Raw genomic sequence first — 17,490 nt, 5'->3', positions numbered from 1 at the left:
CTGGCTGATCGCGATGGTGGCCTTCCTCTTTTCCGCCATGGCGTTTACATCGTCCAGCCATGCTGCCGATGCACTCGTCGGCTATCTCAACAAGGTGGGGCCGGACGACCTCTTCAAGGGCGCGGATCGCTTTGGCGATCCCGTTGGCGAGCCGCCGATCGCACCGGTTCTGCGCGGACAGGAGTTGCTCGGCTACGCCTACCTCAACTCCGATTTCACGAGCTCTATCGGCTATTCGGGCAAGCCTATCCATATCGTCGTCGGCATTGATCCGAAGGGCATCATCCGCGGCTTCAAGCTCGTTGACCACAAGGAGCCGATCGTATTGATCGGCATTCCTGAGGAAAAGGTCGTTGCTTCCATGAACGCCCTGATCGACAAGGACATGGGCCGCGTGGCGTCAGGCGCCGAGCGGCCACCCCAGGTCGATATCGTCAGCGGCGCCACGGTCACGGTACTTGTCATGGGCGACAGCGTGTCGCGTGCGGCAGTCCAGCTCATTCGCGCCAACCGCATCGGTGTCGCTCTCGCACCGACGGCGGCGCCTTCCGCAGAGAACCGCAAGCTCGATCTGGCAAGGACCGCCACTAGCGATTGGCAGACACTTCTGGGCGACGGATCGGTTCGCAGCTTACGGATGACAGTGGGAGAGGTCTCCGATGCATTCCGCGCGGCCCGCCAAACGATTGCAGCGGACAAGCCGGAAACGAAGAACCGGGACGATCGTTTCATCGATCTCTATCTCGCGCCTGTCAGCGTCCCGGCGATCGGCCGTACTCTTCTTGGAAATTCCGCCTATGAGCGGTTGGCCGCGCAGTTGAAGCCGGGGCAGTCGGCAATCCTGGTGGCAGGCGACGGCGCCTACTCCTTCAAGGGTTCCGGTTATGTGCGCGGCGGCATTTTCGACCGCATCGAGCTTCTCCAGGACGGCCAAGGCCTGCGGTTCCGCGATCGAGATCACACCCGCATCCCGGCGCTGGCGGCGGCGGGCGCTCCCCGCCTGCGCGAAATCGCGCTGTTCGTGGTGCCCGCCGAATTTGCCTTCGACGTGACCGAGCCGTTCGAACTGCAGATGCTGGTGCAACGCAGCGCCGAAGGCCGGGACAAATCGATTCTGCCCTACAACCTCTCCTATGTCCTACCGGACAGCTACGTAACGAAAGAGGCGCCGCCGGCACCGGCGCAGGCCGCAGCACCCCAAGCGGCCACGCCGGCGAGCGATATCCTTTCGGACGCGCAGGTCGCAGAGGGACAGCCGTTGTGGATGCGGATGTGGGACATGAACCGCATCAAGATCGGCATCACGATCGCTGCGCTATTGGTCCTTACCGCGATCTTCTTCTTCCAGGATTGGCTGGTAAAGCGCCCTGCCCTGTTTGCATGGATACGCCGCAGCTATCTCCTGTTCACCCTCGTGTGGCTCGGCTGGTATGCCAACGCCCAGTTGTCGGTGGTGAATGTCCTCACCTTCGTCAATTCGCTGATCACCGGCTTCAATTGGGAATTTTTCCTGTCGGCTCCGCTGATCTTCATCCTGTGGGCGGCGATTGCCGCCGGTCTTCTCTTCTGGGGTCGAGGCCCCTTCTGCGGCTGGCTCTGCCCCTTCGGAGCCCTCCAGGAACTGACCAATACAGTTGCGCAAAAGTTCAAAGTTCCGCAGGTCCGGCTTCCCTGGGGGCTGCATGAGCGGTTGTGGCCGATCAAGTACATCATCTTCCTCGGCCTCTTCGGGTTGTCGCTCTATTCCGTCGCACTCGCCGAAATGTTCTCGGAAGTCGAGCCGTTCAAGACTGCGATCATTCTGAAATTCGCCCGCGAATGGCCGTTCGTCATCTTCGCTCTGACCATGCTGGCTGCCGGCCTGTTCATCGAGCGCTTCTACTGCCGGTATCTCTGCCCTTTAGGCGCCGCTCTCGCCATTCCCGGGCGCATCCGGATGTTCGAGTGGCTGAAGCGCTGGCCCGAATGCGGCTCGCCCTGCCAGCGTTGCGCCAAGGAATGCCCTGTTCAGTCGATCCATCCGGAAGGTCAGATCAACGTCAACGAGTGCATCTACTGCATGCATTGTCAGGAACTCTACCATGACGACCACCGCTGCCCGCACATGATCCAGGTGCGGCTGAAGCGAGAAAAATTCATGGCTCTTTCGACACCCGCATCCCGGGGAGAACCCCCGCCAAAAACGGTTGTCACCCACAATGGCGCTCCGATCGGCAGGGCCGGCGGAACGTCGGAAAGCCCTGCGTGATCAACAAGCCTAAGAGAGGTTACTATGTCTAATGAGGAAAACCCGATGCGCCTGAACAGGCGTCAGATACTGGGGTCGACGGCCATTGCCGCGGCGGCCGGGGCGGCTTCTATCGGAGGCGCGCTCAGCCTGACAGGCGCCGTCGCCACTCCAGCGGCGGCCCAAGGGTCGTCCGACCACAGCTACGAGGTCAAGCCGGGTGAACTGGACGAATATTACACATTCTTCTCCAGCGGCCAGACGGGCGAGGTCCGGGTTGTCGGTCTGCCCTCCATGCGCGAACTGATGCGCATTCCCGTGTTCAACCGTTGCAGCGCCACTGGTTGGGGACAGACCAATGAAAGCCGCAAGATCCTAACTGAAGGGCTCCTCCCCGAATCCGTGGAATTCCTCAAGGATCTCGGCGGCACCTATGTCAACGGCGACCTGCACCATCCGCATCCTTCATTCACCGACGGCACCTATGATGGTCGTTATCTCTATGCCAACGACAAGGCCAATACCCGCGTTTGCCGTATTCGCCTCGACGTCATGAAGTGCGACAAGATCATCCAGCTGCCGAACCAGCACACCGTTCACGGCCTTCGCGTCCAGAAATACCCGAAGACGGGCTATGTGTTCTGCAACGGCGAAGACCGTGTGCCGATCCCCAACAATGGCAAGGTGCTTGACGATCACAAGCAGTATCACGCGATCTTCACCGCGGTGAATGGCGAAACCATGAAGGTTGCATGGCAGGTCATGGTCGACGGCAACCTCGACAATGTCGACTGCGACTATCAGGGCAAATATGCATTTGCGACCTGCTACAATTCCGAGGAGGGCGTCAATCTCGAACAGATGATGTCCAGCGAGCAGGACTGGGTCGTGGTCTTCAACCTGAAGCGGATCGAGGAAGCCGTCGCCAAGGGCCAGTTCAAGGAAATGGGCGGCGTGCCGGTGATCGATGGCCGCAAGGGTTCGCCCTTTACCCGCTACATTCCGATTTCCAACAGCCCGCATGGCATCAATACAGCGCCTGACGGGATCCATGTCGTTGCCAACGGCAAGCTGTCCCCAACCGTCACGGTCTTTGACGTTCGCAAGTTCGATGATCTGTTCGACGACAAGATCAAGCCGCGGGACTGCGTTGTGGCCGAGCCGGAACTGGGCCTCGGCCCGCTGCACACAGCCTATGACGGCAAGGGCAATGCCTATACCACGCTCTTCCTCGACAGCCAGGTCTGCAAGTGGAACATCGAGGACGCGAAGCGCGCCTACGCAGGCGAAAAAGTCAATCCGATCCGCCAGAAACTCGACGTCCACTACCAGCCGGGCCACAACCATACCTCGATGGGTCAGACCAAGGACGCGGATGGCAAGTGGCTTATCTCCCTCAATAAATTCTCCAAGGACCGCTATCTGAACGTCGGTCCTCTGAAGCCGGAAAATGATCAGCTGATCGACATCTCCGGCGACGAGATGGTCATCGTTCACGACGGCCCCTCCTTTGCAGAGCCGCATGACGCCACGATCGTCCACGCTTCGAAGATCAATCCGGTGCATGTCTGGAAGCGCGACGACCCGTTCTTCGCAGATGCCGTGGCCCAGGCCAAGGCGGATGGCATCGACCTGATGATGGACAGCGAAGTCATCCGCGACGGCAACAAGGTCCGGGTGTACATGACGTCGTCAGCGCCGGCATTCGGCCTGGAGACTTTTTCCGTGAAGCAAGGCGATGAAGTGACCGTCTATGTCACCAACATCGACGAGGTGGAGGATCTGACCCACGGCTTCGCCATCATCAACTACGGCATCAATATGGAGATCGGCCCGCAGGCTACCGCTTCCGTCACGTTCAAGGCCACCAAGCCAGGCGTCTGGTGGTATTACTGCTCCTGGTTCTGCCATGCCATGCACATGGAAATGAAGGGCCGCATGTTCGTCGAACCGAAGGCGGCGTGATGTCTCTTCGTCACCCGACGATACGATCTGGGATGGCGGCCTTCTTGGCCGCCATCCCAGCCGTGACGCTGGCGGCGGATATTTCCGTGTCACCGGCCGACGTCGCATTGCAGGAGGTTATCTCAAGAGCCGCGCCGGGAGACACGCTTGTCCTCTCGTCTGGCGATTACAGAGGTCCCATTGTGATCGACAAGCCTCTTGCGCTTGTCGGAAGGCCAGGTGCTGCCATCACAGGCAGCGGCGAAGGCAGCGTAATCACCATCGCTTCGCCCGGCGTGACTGTGCGTGGGCTCTCCGTCACCGGATCGGGCCGAAACCTGTCGATGCGGGATTCCGGTATCTATGCGACGGAGGAGGCAACCGGCGCAGTCATCGAAGATAATACCGTCACCGACAATATGTCCGGCATCTATCTCTATGGCGCGGCTGATTCCATTGCCCGCAACAACCGCGTGGTCGGCCTCAGATCCGGCCGCATGAGCGAGGCCGGTAGCGGCATCACCATCTGGAACTCACCCGGCGCCAAGGTAATCGGCAACGACGTCAGTTTCGGCCGTGACGGGATCGCGACGACCGCCAGCAAGAACAACGTCTTCAGCGGCAATCGCTTTTCCGATCTGCGCTTTGCGATCCATTATATGTACACCAACGACAGCGAGATCAGCGACAATGTCTCGACCGGCAATTCGGTCGGCTACGCGATCATGTTTTCGAAACGGCTGAAGATCGTCGGCAACGTTTCGAACGGGGATCGCGACCATGGGCTGCTTCTCAATGCGGCCAACAGTTCGGAAATCCACGGAAATACAGTCATTGGCCGGATGCAGCCGATCGATCGCTGGCTTTCGGCTGGTCAGCAGACAGGCGAACATGGAATGCCGAAAACCGAGGTCGCGGATATGGCTCTGGAGGGCGGTGCACGGCTCGGACCCGAAAAATGCGTCTTCATGTACAATGCCAACCGCAACCGGTTTGCGGATAACCACTTCGAAAACTGCGCCATCGGCATCCATTTCACCGCAGGCTCCGAAGGCAATCGGATGAGCGGCAATGCCTTCATCAACAATCGCAACCAGGTCAAATATGTCGGTACCCGTTTTCTCGACTGGTCCTATGAGAACCGCGGCAACTACTGGAGCGATAATCCGGCTTTCGACCTCGACGGCGATGGCATCGCCGACAATCCCTATAGGCCAAACGATCTGATTGACCAGGTGCTGTGGACCTCGCCGCAGGCGAAGGTCCTGATGACCAGCCCGGCTGTTCAGGTCATCCGCTGGGCACAGGCCCAATTTCCGGCACTCCTGCCTGGCGGCGTGGTGGACAGCCACCCTCTGATGGCGCCGATCAATGAGAAGAAGGCAAGACCATGACGGCGACAGTTTCTGCTACCGGTATTTCCAAGCGCTACGGCAATGTTCACGCGGTGAAGGACGTGTCCTTCGCGCTCAATGCCGGTGAGACGATTGCTTTGGTCGGGCATAACGGGGCGGGCAAGACCACGCTGATCAAGCTCATGCTGGGGCTGATCCGCCCAACCACCGGCACCTTGAAGATGTTGGGCGAGGATCCTGCCCAGGGCGACTTCCATGTTCGCCAGCGGCTTGGCTATCTGCCCGAAAGCGTGTCCTTTCACATGGCGCTAACCGGCCGGGAAACCCTTTCCTTCTATGCCCGCCTGAAGCGGGTCCCGCTTTCCTCCGCCGATGCACTGTTCGAACGCGTCGGTCTTGCTCAGGAAGCTGCCGACCGCCCGGTTCGCACCTATTCCAAGGGCATGCGGCAACGGCTTGGGCTCGCCCAGGCCCTACTTGGCGAACCGCGCGTCCTGCTGCTTGACGAGCCTACCAGCGGTCTCGATCCGGCGCTTCGCCGCAGTTTCTACGACCTGATTGCCGACTTGCGTTCCGACGGCGCAACGGTGCTGCTCTCTTCCCACGCATTGACCGAACTGGAAGACCGCGCCGATCGCGTCATTATCGTCAATCGAGGCGTGAAGATCGCCGACGGTACGCTGGATGAACTGCGACGGATTGCGCGCTTGCCGACCCGCATCGGTATCCGCTTCGCCGAGGATCACGGCCCCGAATGGCCTTCTGGAGAAACAGGCTGGAAACGGACGCCCACTGGCACCTTCGAAACCGAAGTCGCGCCGGAGGACAAGATCCCGCTTCTCCACAGGATGACCGTCCAGCCCGCAAAACTCGCGGATCTGACCGTGATCGAGCCGACGCTTGATGATCTCTACGCACATTTTCTGACGGGGCAGGCGTGCAAATGACCAACATTCTCATCATCGCCCGCAAGGAGATCCAGGAAGGATTGCGTAACCGCTGGGTCCTGGCAACCACGCTGCTGCTAGCCGCCCTTTCCCTTACCCTTTCCTTCCTCGGCAGCGCCCCAACCGGCAATGTCGGCGTCAACCAGTTGGATGTGGTGATCGTCAGCCTTTCCAGTCTAACGATCTTCCTGCTGCCGCTGATCGCCCTGCTGCTCTCGCACGATGCCATTGTCGGGGAATCCGAACGCGGCACCATGCTGCTGCTGCTCAGCTATCCGATTGGTCGTGGCGAGGTCATCTTCGGTAAGTTTCTCGGCCACCTGGCTATCCTCGCTTTTGCCACGCTGATCGGCTTCGGAGCCTCGGCGGTGGCCCTGACATTGACAGGTACGGATATTACCGGCGAAAGCTGGTTGGCCTTTCTCTCCATGCTCGGCTCCTCGGTACTGCTCGGCGCAGTGTTTCTTGCCATCGGCTATCTCACAAGCACGCTCGCCCGCGAACGCAGCACAGCAGGCGGCATCGCGATCGGCATATGGCTGTTTTTCGTGCTGATCTACGACATGGCGCTGCTCGGCGGACTGGTCGCTGCCCAAGGCCGCGCCGTGCCGGCCCTCCTGCTCGATCTTCTGCTTGTCGCCAATCCAACTGACGCCTACCGCCTGCTCAATCTTGGCTCCGGAAACGCCGGCGCACTGTCGGGCATGGGAGGCGTCGCCGCCAATAGCCGCCTGTCGACTCCTGTGATGATCGTGGCGCTCTTCCTTTGGACCATTGTTCCCCTTGGCCTTGCCAGTTTCTTTTTTTCCAGGAGAGAAGCATGAACGTTCCCCTGGCCATAATTGCGCTTGCCTCGACGCTCCTGTTTTCCGGATGCAGCGGTCAGGAAGAGGCAACCCCACCCGCTCCCTTCGCCCTTACCGAGGATGCGATGGGCCGCTATTGCGGCATGAACGTGCTCGAACATCCAGGGCCAAAAGGTCAGATAATTCTTAAAAATATCCCGGAAGCGATCTGGTTTTCGTCGGCCCGGGACACCCTGGCCTTCACGATGTTGCCGGAGGAGCCGCGGGATATCGCAGCCATCTACGTATCCGACATGAGCAAGGCTCCGAGTTGGGAGGAGCCGGGAGCGGAAAACTGGATAGACGCAAAGAAGGCCTATTTCGTCATCGGCAGCACACAGCGCGGCGGCATGGATGCAGACGAAGCGGTCCCCTTCTCCGTTCAGGAGGATGCGCGCAGCTTCGCGCAACAACACGGGGGGAGGATCGTCGGTTTCAGCGATATTCCAAGGGATTACATCCTAAGTGCCGGTACGGCGACCGATACGGCATCAAATGACACCACGGAGGGGCACGCAGATGACTAGCGGAATATCACGCCGCAGAACGTTGCGGATCCTGGGTGCAGCCGCCGGGCTATCGTTGCTTCCCTCCCACGCTAGGGCCGGTGTGCAAATCGAGCCGGTCGTCTGGCATGGCCATGCGCTTGGAGCCGCGACCACGCTCATCCTCAACCATCCGGACCGCTCATTTGCGAAAAACCTGATCGGTCGCGTGGTGGCGGAAGCCCGCCGGCTCGAAGATATCTTCAGCCTCTATCGCAGTCATTCCGAGCTATGCGAGCTCAACCGTGTGGGTGCCTTGGCGGCTCCGTCGCGAGATCTGGTGGCCGTGCTGCAAGCGAGCCGCGAAGCCTGGGAGAAAACGAACGGAATTTTCGACCCCAGCATCCAGCCGCTCTGGGCACTTTACGCCCGCCACTTCAGCAAGACTGATGCCGCGGCCTCCGGCCCTTCTCAGGTCGAGCTGGAGCAGGTCAGAACCTCCATTGGTTTTCAGCACCTGGAGTTCAGCCGTGATCGGATCGTCTTCAAACGGCCCGGTATGGCGTTGACGCTCAACGGGATCGCCCAGGGTTACGTCACGGACCGAGTGGTCGCTCTGATGCGGGAGAGTGGCATCGAAAGCAGCTTGGTCGACATGGGCGAAAGCTACGCAATCGGGACAAAGCCTGACGGGTCATCCTGGCGCATCGGATTGGCGGCAAACCAGACCGATACTCGAACAGACAAGGTCCTTCCGGTGGTGAATAAGGCAGTCGCCACATCAAGCTTCTCCGGTTTCCATTTCGACAACGCCGGGCGGTTCAGCCATATACTTGATCCCCGGAAAGGCAAGATCGCTCCCCTCTACCGCAGAGTGACCGTCATTGCCGATAACGCTACCCGGGCCGACGCCTATTCGACCGCCTTTGGTCTAATCGATCGGCAAACAATCCAAACAATACTTGCGGGAGAGCAGACCGTTTCGGTTGATGCTCTCCCCGTCTAGATTTTCCGCCGATCTTGCTGTGAGCGCAGCCCTTCTTTCGCGCGTCAATGCTGCGCTGGAACAACCGGAAGCTCCCACGGCAAGCAGTGTTCAAAACCGGATGTGGTTCTGGAAGTTCTATTCGTCGCAGCTAACTCAGGAGTAAAAAAATGGGTTCCTTTAGTGCCTGGCATTGGTTGATCGTAGTCGCAATCATTCTGCTGCTATTCGGTCGAGGAAAGATCCCTCAGTTGTTGGGTGATCTGGGGCAAGGAGTCAGAGCCTTCAAAAAAGGTGTTGCTGACGACGATACGTCAGGCTCCGACGCAATCCGTTAAGGACGGGGCCGGATCATGCAGATGCAAGCGCCCGTTCCGCATCGGCACGGAAAGCCCTTCTGCTGGCGGCATTTCGAAATACATCATGTTCCGCTGCCTGGCATCGTCAGTTCTTCGCGGAACCTGGTTCCGTCATCTTGCGGTGCTGCCTGGCGAGAACTTCGGACGGCGTGACGTTGGCGGCTGCCGACATCAGCTTGTTCTTCCATCCCGAGACGACGTCGCCTTCGCCTTCCATCATCGCGTCATAGCCAATCTTGGCGACCGGTGCCGGATCGTCCTTCTTGGCCTGGCCGACTCGTGTGTCCATGAGATCGGCGCGTTCGAAGAATTCGGTATCCGTCGCGCCCGGCATAAGGCAGGTGACCGTGACGCCGGTATTCCTCAACTCTTCGCGCAGTGCGAAGGAGAAGGAGTTGATGAAGGCCTTGGTGCTGTTATAGACCGCCTGGAATGTACCGGGAATAAAGCCGGCAATCGAACCGGTGAAAAGAATGCGCCCTTTACCACGGGCCCGCATGCGATTGCCGATATCATGGACCAGCGCCAACGTGCCGCTGATATTGGTGTCCACGACCCGTTGTACATCATCAATGTTTTCGTCAAGAAAGCCGTCGCCGAGGCCCCTGCCTGCGTTTGCCATCAAAAGGTCGATCGGTTTTCCGAGAGCGGAGATTCCCGCAACAAACCGGCGCACGCCATCGCGCGTTGAGAGATCGACCTGCATGGCTTCAACCTCCACGCCGAACTCCCTGAGCTTCGTCGCCGCCTCCTCGATTTGCGGCTCGTCTGCTGCGATAGCAAGATCATAACCATCCTGGGCCGCACATTTCGCAAGCTCGTAACCGATCCCCGACGAGGCGCCGGTGACGACCGCAAGGCCCTTGTCTGCTTCAGCAAGGCTCATGGCTTTCTCCTTCATGGTTTCATGACGACCTTGATGCAGCCATCCTGCTTGTCACGGAACGTCTTGTAGAGTTCGGGACCCTCTTCCAGCGTCGCGCGATGCGTTATGACGAAGGAGGGATCAATTTCACCTTTTTGGATCCGATCCATGAGGATCGGCAGGTAGTGCTGCACGGGCGTCTGCGCCATCCTGAACGTCAGGCCGCGATTGATGGCGGATCCCATGGGTATCTTGTCGAGGAAGCCGCCATAGACACCGACGATGGAGACGGTGCCGAAATTGCGGCAACAAAGAATTGCCTGACGCAGGACATGCGGCCGGTCGGTGCCCATGAACATGGCGACCTTGATCCGGTCGATACGTGAGTCCCAGCTTGCCGAGGCATCCGCTTCCGTACCGACCGCATCGATGCACGCATCCGCTCCGCGGCCGTGTGTCAGTTCCATGATTCGGTCGTAGATGTCCTCGTCCAGAAAATCGAGAGTGATCGCACCCGCCGAGGCTGCAAGCGTCAGTCGTTCCGGTACCGCGTCAATCGCAATTACCCGTGCGGCGCCGAGCAGGAAGGCAGAACGGATGGCCATCTGGCCGACAGGTCCGCAGCCCCAGATCGCAATCGTGTCGCCCGCCTGAATGTTGCAGAACTCGGCGGCCATATAGCCTGTCGGAAAGATGTCGGAGAGGAACAGGACCTGCTCATCGGTCAACCCCTCCGGAACCTTGATCGGACCGACATCAGCGTAAGGCACTCTCAGATATTCCGCCTGGCCACCGCTATAGCCGCCAAGCAGATGGGAATATCCAAACAGGCCTGCCGGCGAATTGCCCCACAGCTTGGTCACCTTGCTCCGATCAGGGTTGGAACGCTCGCAACCCGAATAGAAACCGCGCTGGCAGAAAAAGCATTCGCCGCAGGAGATGGTGAAAGGCACGACCACCCGATCGCCCACTTTCAGCTTCGTATTATCCCTCCCCACCTCAACCACCTCACCCATGGTCTCATGGCCCATGATGTCGCCGCTACGCATCTCGGGCATGATGCCATCGTAAAGATGGAGGTCGGAACCGCAGATCGCGCAGGCGGTCACCTTGATGATGGCATCTCTGCCGTGCTGGATTTCAGGATCGGGAACGCTTTCGCAGCGGATGTCGTGTTTGCCATGCCAGGTCAGTGCTTTCACAGTAAGGTCCTCTTGAGCGTCCCGCGCCAATGACAAGCCTTTCGGCTTCGGACGGGCATCGAATGAGTTGCCGGTCTGCGACGGCTCATCGCTGTGCCGGAGGATCCACCACAGCGGGTGCAGCAGCCGAATCTGGCGTCGCGTTTACTTGTCCAGATCCTTGGCCATCTGGAGATGGTGCTCCAGGGCTGGAGCGGTCTTTGCTGCCCAGGCCTTGAGATCCGCGTTGTCTCCTTCTTCGCCATAGCGCTTGAAGAGATCCACCGCATCCTCATGGGCGTCGACTTGGTCCGAATGATACTGGTCCGTAAAGTCCTCCCCTTGCAGGCCCTTCAGCTTGTCGAGCATTTCCCGCTGTGCCTCGGTCATCGCCGTCGGCAAAGCGATCTTTACCTTGCCGCTGTCGACGAGCTGCTTAAGTTCTGTGGCCGTCTTCTGATGGTCCTGGATCATCTGCTGCGCGAAGGTCTTCGTCGCTGCGTCTGCACGTTCGACGGCGAGCTTGCTGGATTCGATTTCGAACATATCGCTGGTCGCCGCTTCCATCACGAAATCCTCGGCCTTCGGAGGAACGCCAACAAGTGAATTCACTCCTGATTTTTCTGCGGCCGATTGGGCAAGAGCCGACGTCGCCACCATGACCATGGCAGCCGCTAGAACGGTCCGTTTCATAAGGATTCTCCTTTCGCACCAGAAACGAACACGGCATTCCCTGCATGGTTCCAGACGATGTGTGAAAATTCGGCTGAGGAGGTCGGAAACAATCTTCCGATCTCAGCCCATGGCATGTCGCCACACCTGTCGTGGCACAAACCGGCTGCCAAGATCGAAGCGTGGAAGGCCGGGATGTTTAAGCAGGCGTCAGCTGGCTGAGCGCACTACGCCGCTATCCGTGGACGAGCACTCATAAAGCACCGCGCCGCTGGAAGCATCGATCCCTGTAAGGCTCAAGTCATATCCCCAGAGCCGGCGGATATGGCCGAGCGTGGCATCGCGTTCGCCCTCCCCCAAGAGGATGCCGTTCTTTACCCAATGCTGGAGCCGAAGCCGCCGGTCGCCGAGAAGATCAACATCGACCACCTGAATATCCGGCCGGTGCGCACCGGGATCATAGCTGCGGGCAAGCGCCGAGCGGACTGCAGAATAGCCCCGCTCGTCATGGATGGAGGCCACCTCGCAGAAACGGTCGGTGGCGCGATCGGAGAGATGAAACAGACGGAATCTGCGGATCAGCGCCGGGCTCAGATATTGCAGGATGAAGGATTCGTCGCGATGGTTCTCCCACGCATCGATCAGCGTACGCATCGCGTCGCCATTGCCGGCGATATCGGGAAACCAGTCCCGGTCCTCCGCCGTCGGCGCCATGCAGATACGCTCGATATCCTGCATCATAGCAAAACCTAAAGCGTAGGGATTGAGACCGGAAAAGCGTGGATCATTAAAGCTCGGCTGAAAAACCACGTTCGCGTGGCTCGCCAAGAGCTCCAGCATGGCGCCCTCGCTGATCTGGCCCTTATCGAACAGCCGGTTGATGATCGTGTAATGCACGAAGGTCGCGCAGCCTTCGTTCATCACCTTGGTCTGACCCTGCGGGTAGAAATATTGCGCAATCACCCGCACGATCCGCAGGATCTCGCGCTGCCACGGCTCCAGAATCAGGCTATTCTTTTCGAGAAAATACAGCAGGTTCTCCTCTGGCAGATGGAGCGCCTTCCTGCGCTCCATCGCCTCCTGTTCCGCCTCCTCGACATCGGCGGCACCCGCCGTCGCCGGCAACGTGCGCCAGAGGTCGCTATAGGCCTGCTCCTCGTATTCCAGCCGTTCGCGCGCCCGCTCCGTCACCTTGGCCGGGGAAAGCCTCGGCGGGCGGCGGTAGTGGAAGACGCCCTGGTCCATCAGTGCATGGGCCGAATCGAGAATTCCCTCCACGGCTGCAAGCCCATACCGCTCCTCGCATTTGGCGATGTATTTTTTGGCGAAGTCCATGTAACCGAGGATCGCTCCGGCATCCGTCCACTGGCGGAAGAGATAGTTGTTCTTGAAGAAATGGTTGTGGCCGAAAGCGGCATGCGCCGTCACCAGCGCCTGCATCGGCATGGTGTTTTCTTCCATGAGATAGGTGATGCAGGGATTGGAATTGATGACCAGTTCATAGGCGAGCCCCCGCATACCCTTGCGGTAGAGGTGGCTTTCGAAGGCGAAGCGCTTGCCAAAGGACCAGTGCTGGTACATCAGCGGCATGCCGATGGAGGAATAGGCGTCGAGCATCTGTTCGGAAGAGATGACCTCGATCTGGTTGGGATAGATATCCAGCCCCAGTTCGCCGACGGCGATCTCCTTGATGGCGTCGTAGGCGCGCGACAGCGTGGCGAAGTTCCATTCGGAACTTTCAAACAGCAAGGTGGCGTCGCGTGCCATGATCGCTCCTTTCATCGGCCGGGCTGGGCTGCCTTGTGCCGGGCAAAGAGTTTTCGGAAAACCGGATAGATATCGGCGGGCCTCGCGATGCGGGTCATCTGGAAATTCGCTATCCTGCTCTCGACGGCGCGATAGGCTCGCCAGAGGGCCGTGCCATTGTCCGTCGCGCCGAAAATCTCGCTTTCCCGCTCGTCGATAATCTCGACATAGGCATAGTACTGGCAGAGCTTCATAAGGGCGTCGCGCAAGAGCTGTGCACAGCGCTCGGAATCTCCGGTAGCATTGTCGCCGTCGGAGGCCTGCGCGGCATAGATGTTCCAGAGATTAGAGGGATAGCGATCGAGGATGATGCGCTGCATCTCCTCCAAAGCCGTGGAAACGATCGTGCCGCCGCTCTGCTTGCTGAAGAAAAAGGTCTCTTCGTCCACCTCCCGCGCCTCGTCGGTATGGCGGATGAAGACGATATCGATGCGCTCGTAGCGCCGTTTCAGGAAGAGATGCAGGAGCACGAAGAAGCGTTTGGCGAGGTCCTTTTCCCGCTCGCCCATCGAGGCGGAGACGTCCATCAGGCAGAACATCACGGCATTGGCATTGGGAAGCGGCTGGCGTTCGAAGCGATTGAAGCGCACGTCCACAGGATCGACATAAGCGATGCGCCTGCGCTTCCTTTCAAGTGCCTCGATCTCCTCGCGCAGCGCGGCAAGGCGCCGGCGCTGCATCTGGGAAAGGTTCTCCTCCCCCTCCAGCGCGGCGATCTCCCCAGCAAGCTCCTGGTGTTCCTTGCTGTTCGGACGATGCAGCGCGATACGCCGTCCGAAGCTGTTGCGCATCGTGCGCCCGACATTGATGTTGCTCGGCGTGCCCGATGTGGTGAAGCCGACGCGATGAGGCTTGTAGGTCACGGTCTCCTTGAGATTGAGCTTGACCATGTCGGGAAGCTCCAGATCCTCGAAGAAGAGGTCGAGCACTTCATCGCGCGAGAGAACGAAGAGGAAGTCGTCCTCCCCCTCGCCGCGGCCCGGCCCGCGGCCGACACCCTGCCCCCCGCCAGTCTCCGGTTTGCCGATCCGGTCACCCGCCGAAAAGCTCTCGTTGCCGGGAAGGACATGTTGCCGTTCACCGCTGGTCGAGGCGTTGCGGAAACTCGGCTCGTCAGCGCCACGCTTCGGCACCGGCACGCCATGCGCCGTATCGACATCGGCAATCCGATCGGATTTCACACGGTCGCTGATCGATCGCTTGAGTTCATCATGCACACGCCGGATGAAACGCTGCCGGTTGCCGAGGCTGCGGTCTTTGGGGTTGAGCCGGCGATCGATGAAGTTCGGCATTGACCCGCCCCCGCAACGGTATTGTCAGCCAGCCTTGTTGACACGCATGTACCAGTCAACGAGCCGCCGGACCTGCCGCACGGTATAGCCCCGCGCGGTCATGCGCTCGACGAAATCGGCGTGCTGCTTTTCGGTGGCACTGTCCTTCTTCGAACCGAAGCTGATGACCGGCAGGAGGTCTTCGACCTGACCGAACATCCGCTTCTCGATGACCTCGCGCAGCTTCTCGTAGCTCGTCCAGGCGGGGTTTCGCCCGCCGTTCCGGGCGCGGGCGCGCAGAGTGAATTTGACCACCTCGTTGCGGAAATCCTTGGGATTGGCAATGCCCGCCGGCTTTTCGATCTGCGAAAGCTCGCTGTTGAGAATGTCTCGGTTGAGGATCTGGCCGGTGTCCGGGTCCTTGAAATCCTGGTCCTCCAACCAGGCATCCGCATAAGCGATGTAGCGATCAAACAGGTTCTGACCGTATTCGCTGTAGGATTCCAGATAGGCCTTCTGAATCTCATGGCCGATGAACTCCGCATAACGGGCGGCGATTTCCGAGCGGATGAAGTCGAGATAATTCGCCTCGACCTCCTTCGGGAACTGCTCGCGGCGGATGGCCTGTTCGAGGATATACATGAGGTGGACCGGATCGGCCGCCACCTCCTTGGTATCGTAGTTGAAGGTTTCCGACAGGACCTTGAAGGCAAACCGCGTGCTGATACCGTTCATGCCCTCATCGACGCCGCCGGCATCGCGGTATTCCTGCAGAGACTTCGCCTTGGGATCGGTGTCCTTCAGGTTCTCGCCGTCATAGACGCGCATCTTGGTATAGGTCGGCGAATTCTCGTGCGGTGTCAGGCGTGTGGCGACCGTGAAACGGCTGAGGTTTTCCAGCACTTCCGGCGCGCAGGGGCTGTCGGATAGCTCGCTCTCGCGCAAAAGCTTCTCATAGATGAGCCGCTCCTCGGTGACACGCAGGCAATAGGGCACCTTGACCACGAGGATACGGTCGAGGAAGGCCTCGTTGTTCTTGTTGTGCTTGAACTGCAGCCATTCCGACTCGTTGGAATGCGCCAGCACGATGCCCTGATAGGGGAAGGCGCCGAAATTTTCCGTGCCGTTATAACTGCCTTCCTGCGTAGCCGTCAGCAGCGGGTGCAGCACCTTGATCGGCGCCTTAAACATTTCGACGAATTCCAGGAGCCCCTGCGTCGTGCGGTTGAGGCCGCCGCTGTAGGAATAGGCATCGGGGTCGGCCTGGCTGAAATTTTCGAGCTGGCGGATATCGACCTTGCCGACCAGGGCGGAGACGTCCTGGTTGTTCTCGTCGCCCGGCTCGGTCTTGGCGATGGCGATCTGGCGCAGGCGCGACGGCATCAGCTTGACGACGCTGAACTTCGAGATATCGCCACCGATCTCGTCGAGGCGCTTGGTAGCCCAGGGCGAAATGAGACCGGTAAGACGCCGCTTGGCGATGCCGTATTTCTCTTCCAGAAGGTCGCCCATGCGTTCGCGGCTGAACAGGCCTAAGGGGGATTCGAAGACGGGGCTGATCTTGCCGTCGATGGCGAGCGTGTAGATCGGCTGCTCTTCCATCAGCTTCTTCAACCGCTCGGCAAGCGACGACTTGCCGCCGCCGACGGGGCCGAGCAGATAGAGGATCTGCTTGCGTTCCTCCAGTCCCTGCGCGGCATAACGGAAATAGCCGACAATGCGCTCGATCGTATCTTCCATGCCGAAGAAGTCGGAGAAGGAGGGGTAGAGCTTGATCGTGCGGTTGGCGAAGATACGCCCCAGGCGCTCGTCCGTGCTGGTATCGACGAGCTTGGCCTCGCCGATGGCCGCGATCATGCGCTCCGGCGCGGTCGCATACATGCTCGCATTGTCGCGGCAGCCAAGCAGGTATTCCTGTAGGCTCAGCGTCTCGCGCGCTTCACTAGCGTAGGCTTTTGAAAAGAGATCGAAAACGTCACTGCCGTCGGTTCGCATGGAACCCTCCCACAGTCGCCGGACCCAGCCGCATCAGCTGGCGGCCTGTAAAGTAATATACGAAAAAAACACGAGCTTTGTTCCCGCCGACTTCATAAAAGATATCAAATTCATGTGCCCACGATATTTCGGTCGGATTTCTCTCCTTACTATCGCGCTTCCGCTGCGCCAGTTCCAGGTCGTTTTCAGTCGCTAGCTCGACGGTCGTAAACTTGTGCCTGCTTCTGCGAACCAGATAAGTTATCGTGAGGCAAACCAATCCGTAGCGAAAGAACCGCTTGTGAATAGTGCTCGGGGCCTGCTGTCACGACTGTCGTTAGTTGCCGACACTATTCTTCTGGGCTGACACAGTCCGCCGTTGTTTGCACGACAACCACACTCCAGCATCAGACATCCAACCGCGCACCGTCTCGCGCGGCACGAGCAGGCTATCACGTCCGGCCAACCTCTTCCATCGCCAAGGGCGTCCGGAAATCCGTTTAGACCGTTTTATTGCTCGCCTGAATCCGAACGAGAATCCTTGCAGATCGGTTTTGTGTTTCACAGATGCTCC

The 17,490-nt window shown here is 59.4% G+C and carries 14 protein-coding genes; 8 read left to right on the top strand and 6 right to left on the bottom strand.

Annotated elements, in window-relative coordinates; translation table 11 throughout:
• The first annotated feature begins 13 nt into the window (after window positions 1–13).
• The 8 genes from C5L12_RS12415 (at window position 14) to C5L12_RS12380 (ending at window position 9,126) form a co-directional block, all read left to right on the top strand.
• Window positions 14–2,248, top strand: a complete 2,235-nt coding sequence (locus C5L12_RS12415; protein ID WP_105372433.1) for a 4Fe-4S binding protein — start codon at window positions 14–16, stop codon at window positions 2,246–2,248.
• 24 nt (window positions 2,249–2,272) lie between these two features.
• Window positions 2,273–4,192 (top strand): TAT-dependent nitrous-oxide reductase, encoded by a 1,920-nt coding sequence (nosZ, locus tag C5L12_RS12410; RefSeq protein ID WP_105372355.1) that lies wholly within the window; start codon window positions 2,273–2,275, stop codon window positions 4,190–4,192.
• A gap of 32 nt (window positions 4,193–4,224) precedes the next feature.
• The gene (locus tag C5L12_RS12405) at window positions 4,225–5,565 is read left to right on the top strand and encodes a nitrous oxide reductase family maturation protein NosD (protein ID WP_245422875.1); all 1,341 of its coding nucleotides are present in this window, start codon (window positions 4,225–4,227) and stop codon (window positions 5,563–5,565) included.
• Window positions 5,562–6,473, top strand: a complete 912-nt coding sequence (locus C5L12_RS12400) for an ABC transporter ATP-binding protein (RefSeq protein ID WP_105372353.1) — start codon at window positions 5,562–5,564, stop codon at window positions 6,471–6,473. Before C5L12_RS12405 ends, C5L12_RS12400 begins: the two co-directional genes overlap by 4 nt.
• The gene (locus tag C5L12_RS12395) at window positions 6,470–7,297 is read left to right on the top strand and encodes an ABC transporter permease (protein ID WP_105372352.1); all 828 of its coding nucleotides are present in this window, start codon (window positions 6,470–6,472) and stop codon (window positions 7,295–7,297) included. The genes C5L12_RS12400 and C5L12_RS12395 overlap by 4 nt, the downstream gene beginning before the upstream one ends.
• Window positions 7,294–7,845: a nitrous oxide reductase accessory protein NosL gene (locus C5L12_RS12390; protein WP_105372351.1), complete on the top strand. Its 552-nt coding sequence runs from the start codon at window positions 7,294–7,296 to the stop codon at window positions 7,843–7,845. The genes C5L12_RS12395 and C5L12_RS12390 overlap by 4 nt, the downstream gene beginning before the upstream one ends.
• Window positions 7,838–8,809, top strand: coding sequence for an FAD:protein FMN transferase (locus C5L12_RS12385; RefSeq protein WP_157949043.1), 972 nt, complete (start codon window positions 7,838–7,840; stop codon window positions 8,807–8,809). The genes C5L12_RS12390 and C5L12_RS12385 overlap by 8 nt, the downstream gene beginning before the upstream one ends.
• A gap of 149 nt (window positions 8,810–8,958) precedes the next feature.
• Window positions 8,959–9,126 carry a twin-arginine translocase TatA/TatE family subunit gene (locus C5L12_RS12380; RefSeq protein ID WP_105372349.1) on the top strand — a complete coding sequence of 56 codons (168 nt, stop codon included), beginning with the start codon at window positions 8,959–8,961 and terminating at the stop codon, window positions 9,124–9,126.
• Between the two features lie 106 nt (window positions 9,127–9,232).
• On the opposite strand, the gene C5L12_RS12375 is transcribed toward C5L12_RS12380, so the two are convergent.
• From C5L12_RS12375 to C5L12_RS12350, 6 genes are all read right to left on the bottom strand, one after another.
• On the bottom strand, window positions 9,233–10,033 hold the full coding sequence (locus C5L12_RS12375) for an SDR family NAD(P)-dependent oxidoreductase (RefSeq protein ID WP_105372348.1): 801 nt from the start codon (window positions 10,031–10,033) through the stop codon (window positions 9,233–9,235).
• Between the two features lie 11 nt (window positions 10,034–10,044).
• The gene (locus C5L12_RS12370; RefSeq protein ID WP_105372347.1) at window positions 10,045–11,214 is read right to left on the bottom strand and encodes a zinc-dependent alcohol dehydrogenase; all 1,170 of its coding nucleotides are present in this window, start codon (window positions 11,212–11,214) and stop codon (window positions 10,045–10,047) included.
• A 144-nt stretch (window positions 11,215–11,358) separates the two neighbouring features.
• Entirely contained in the window at window positions 11,359–11,886 is a 528-nt protein-coding gene (locus C5L12_RS12365) for a DUF4142 domain-containing protein (protein WP_105372346.1), read from the bottom strand.
• Window positions 11,887–12,075: 189 nt separating this feature from the next.
• Window positions 12,076–13,632: a SpoVR family protein gene (locus C5L12_RS12360; protein ID WP_105372432.1), complete on the bottom strand. Its 1,557-nt coding sequence runs from the start codon at window positions 13,630–13,632 to the stop codon at window positions 12,076–12,078.
• An 11-nt stretch (window positions 13,633–13,643) separates the two neighbouring features.
• A complete protein-coding gene (locus tag C5L12_RS12355) occupies window positions 13,644–14,963 on the bottom strand; it encodes a YeaH/YhbH family protein (protein WP_105372345.1) in 1,320 nt (439 codons plus the stop codon).
• 24 nt (window positions 14,964–14,987) lie between these two features.
• Entirely contained in the window at window positions 14,988–16,937 is a 1,950-nt protein-coding gene (locus tag C5L12_RS12350) for a PrkA family serine protein kinase (RefSeq protein ID WP_105372344.1), read from the bottom strand.
• Between the last annotated feature and the right edge of the window lie 553 nt (window positions 16,938–17,490).

The organism is Neorhizobium huautlense, assembly GCF_002968575.1.
Classification (GTDB): Bacteria; Pseudomonadota; Alphaproteobacteria; order Rhizobiales; family Rhizobiaceae; genus Neorhizobium; species Neorhizobium huautlense.
This window is presented reverse-complemented; position numbering and strand designations above follow the sequence as displayed.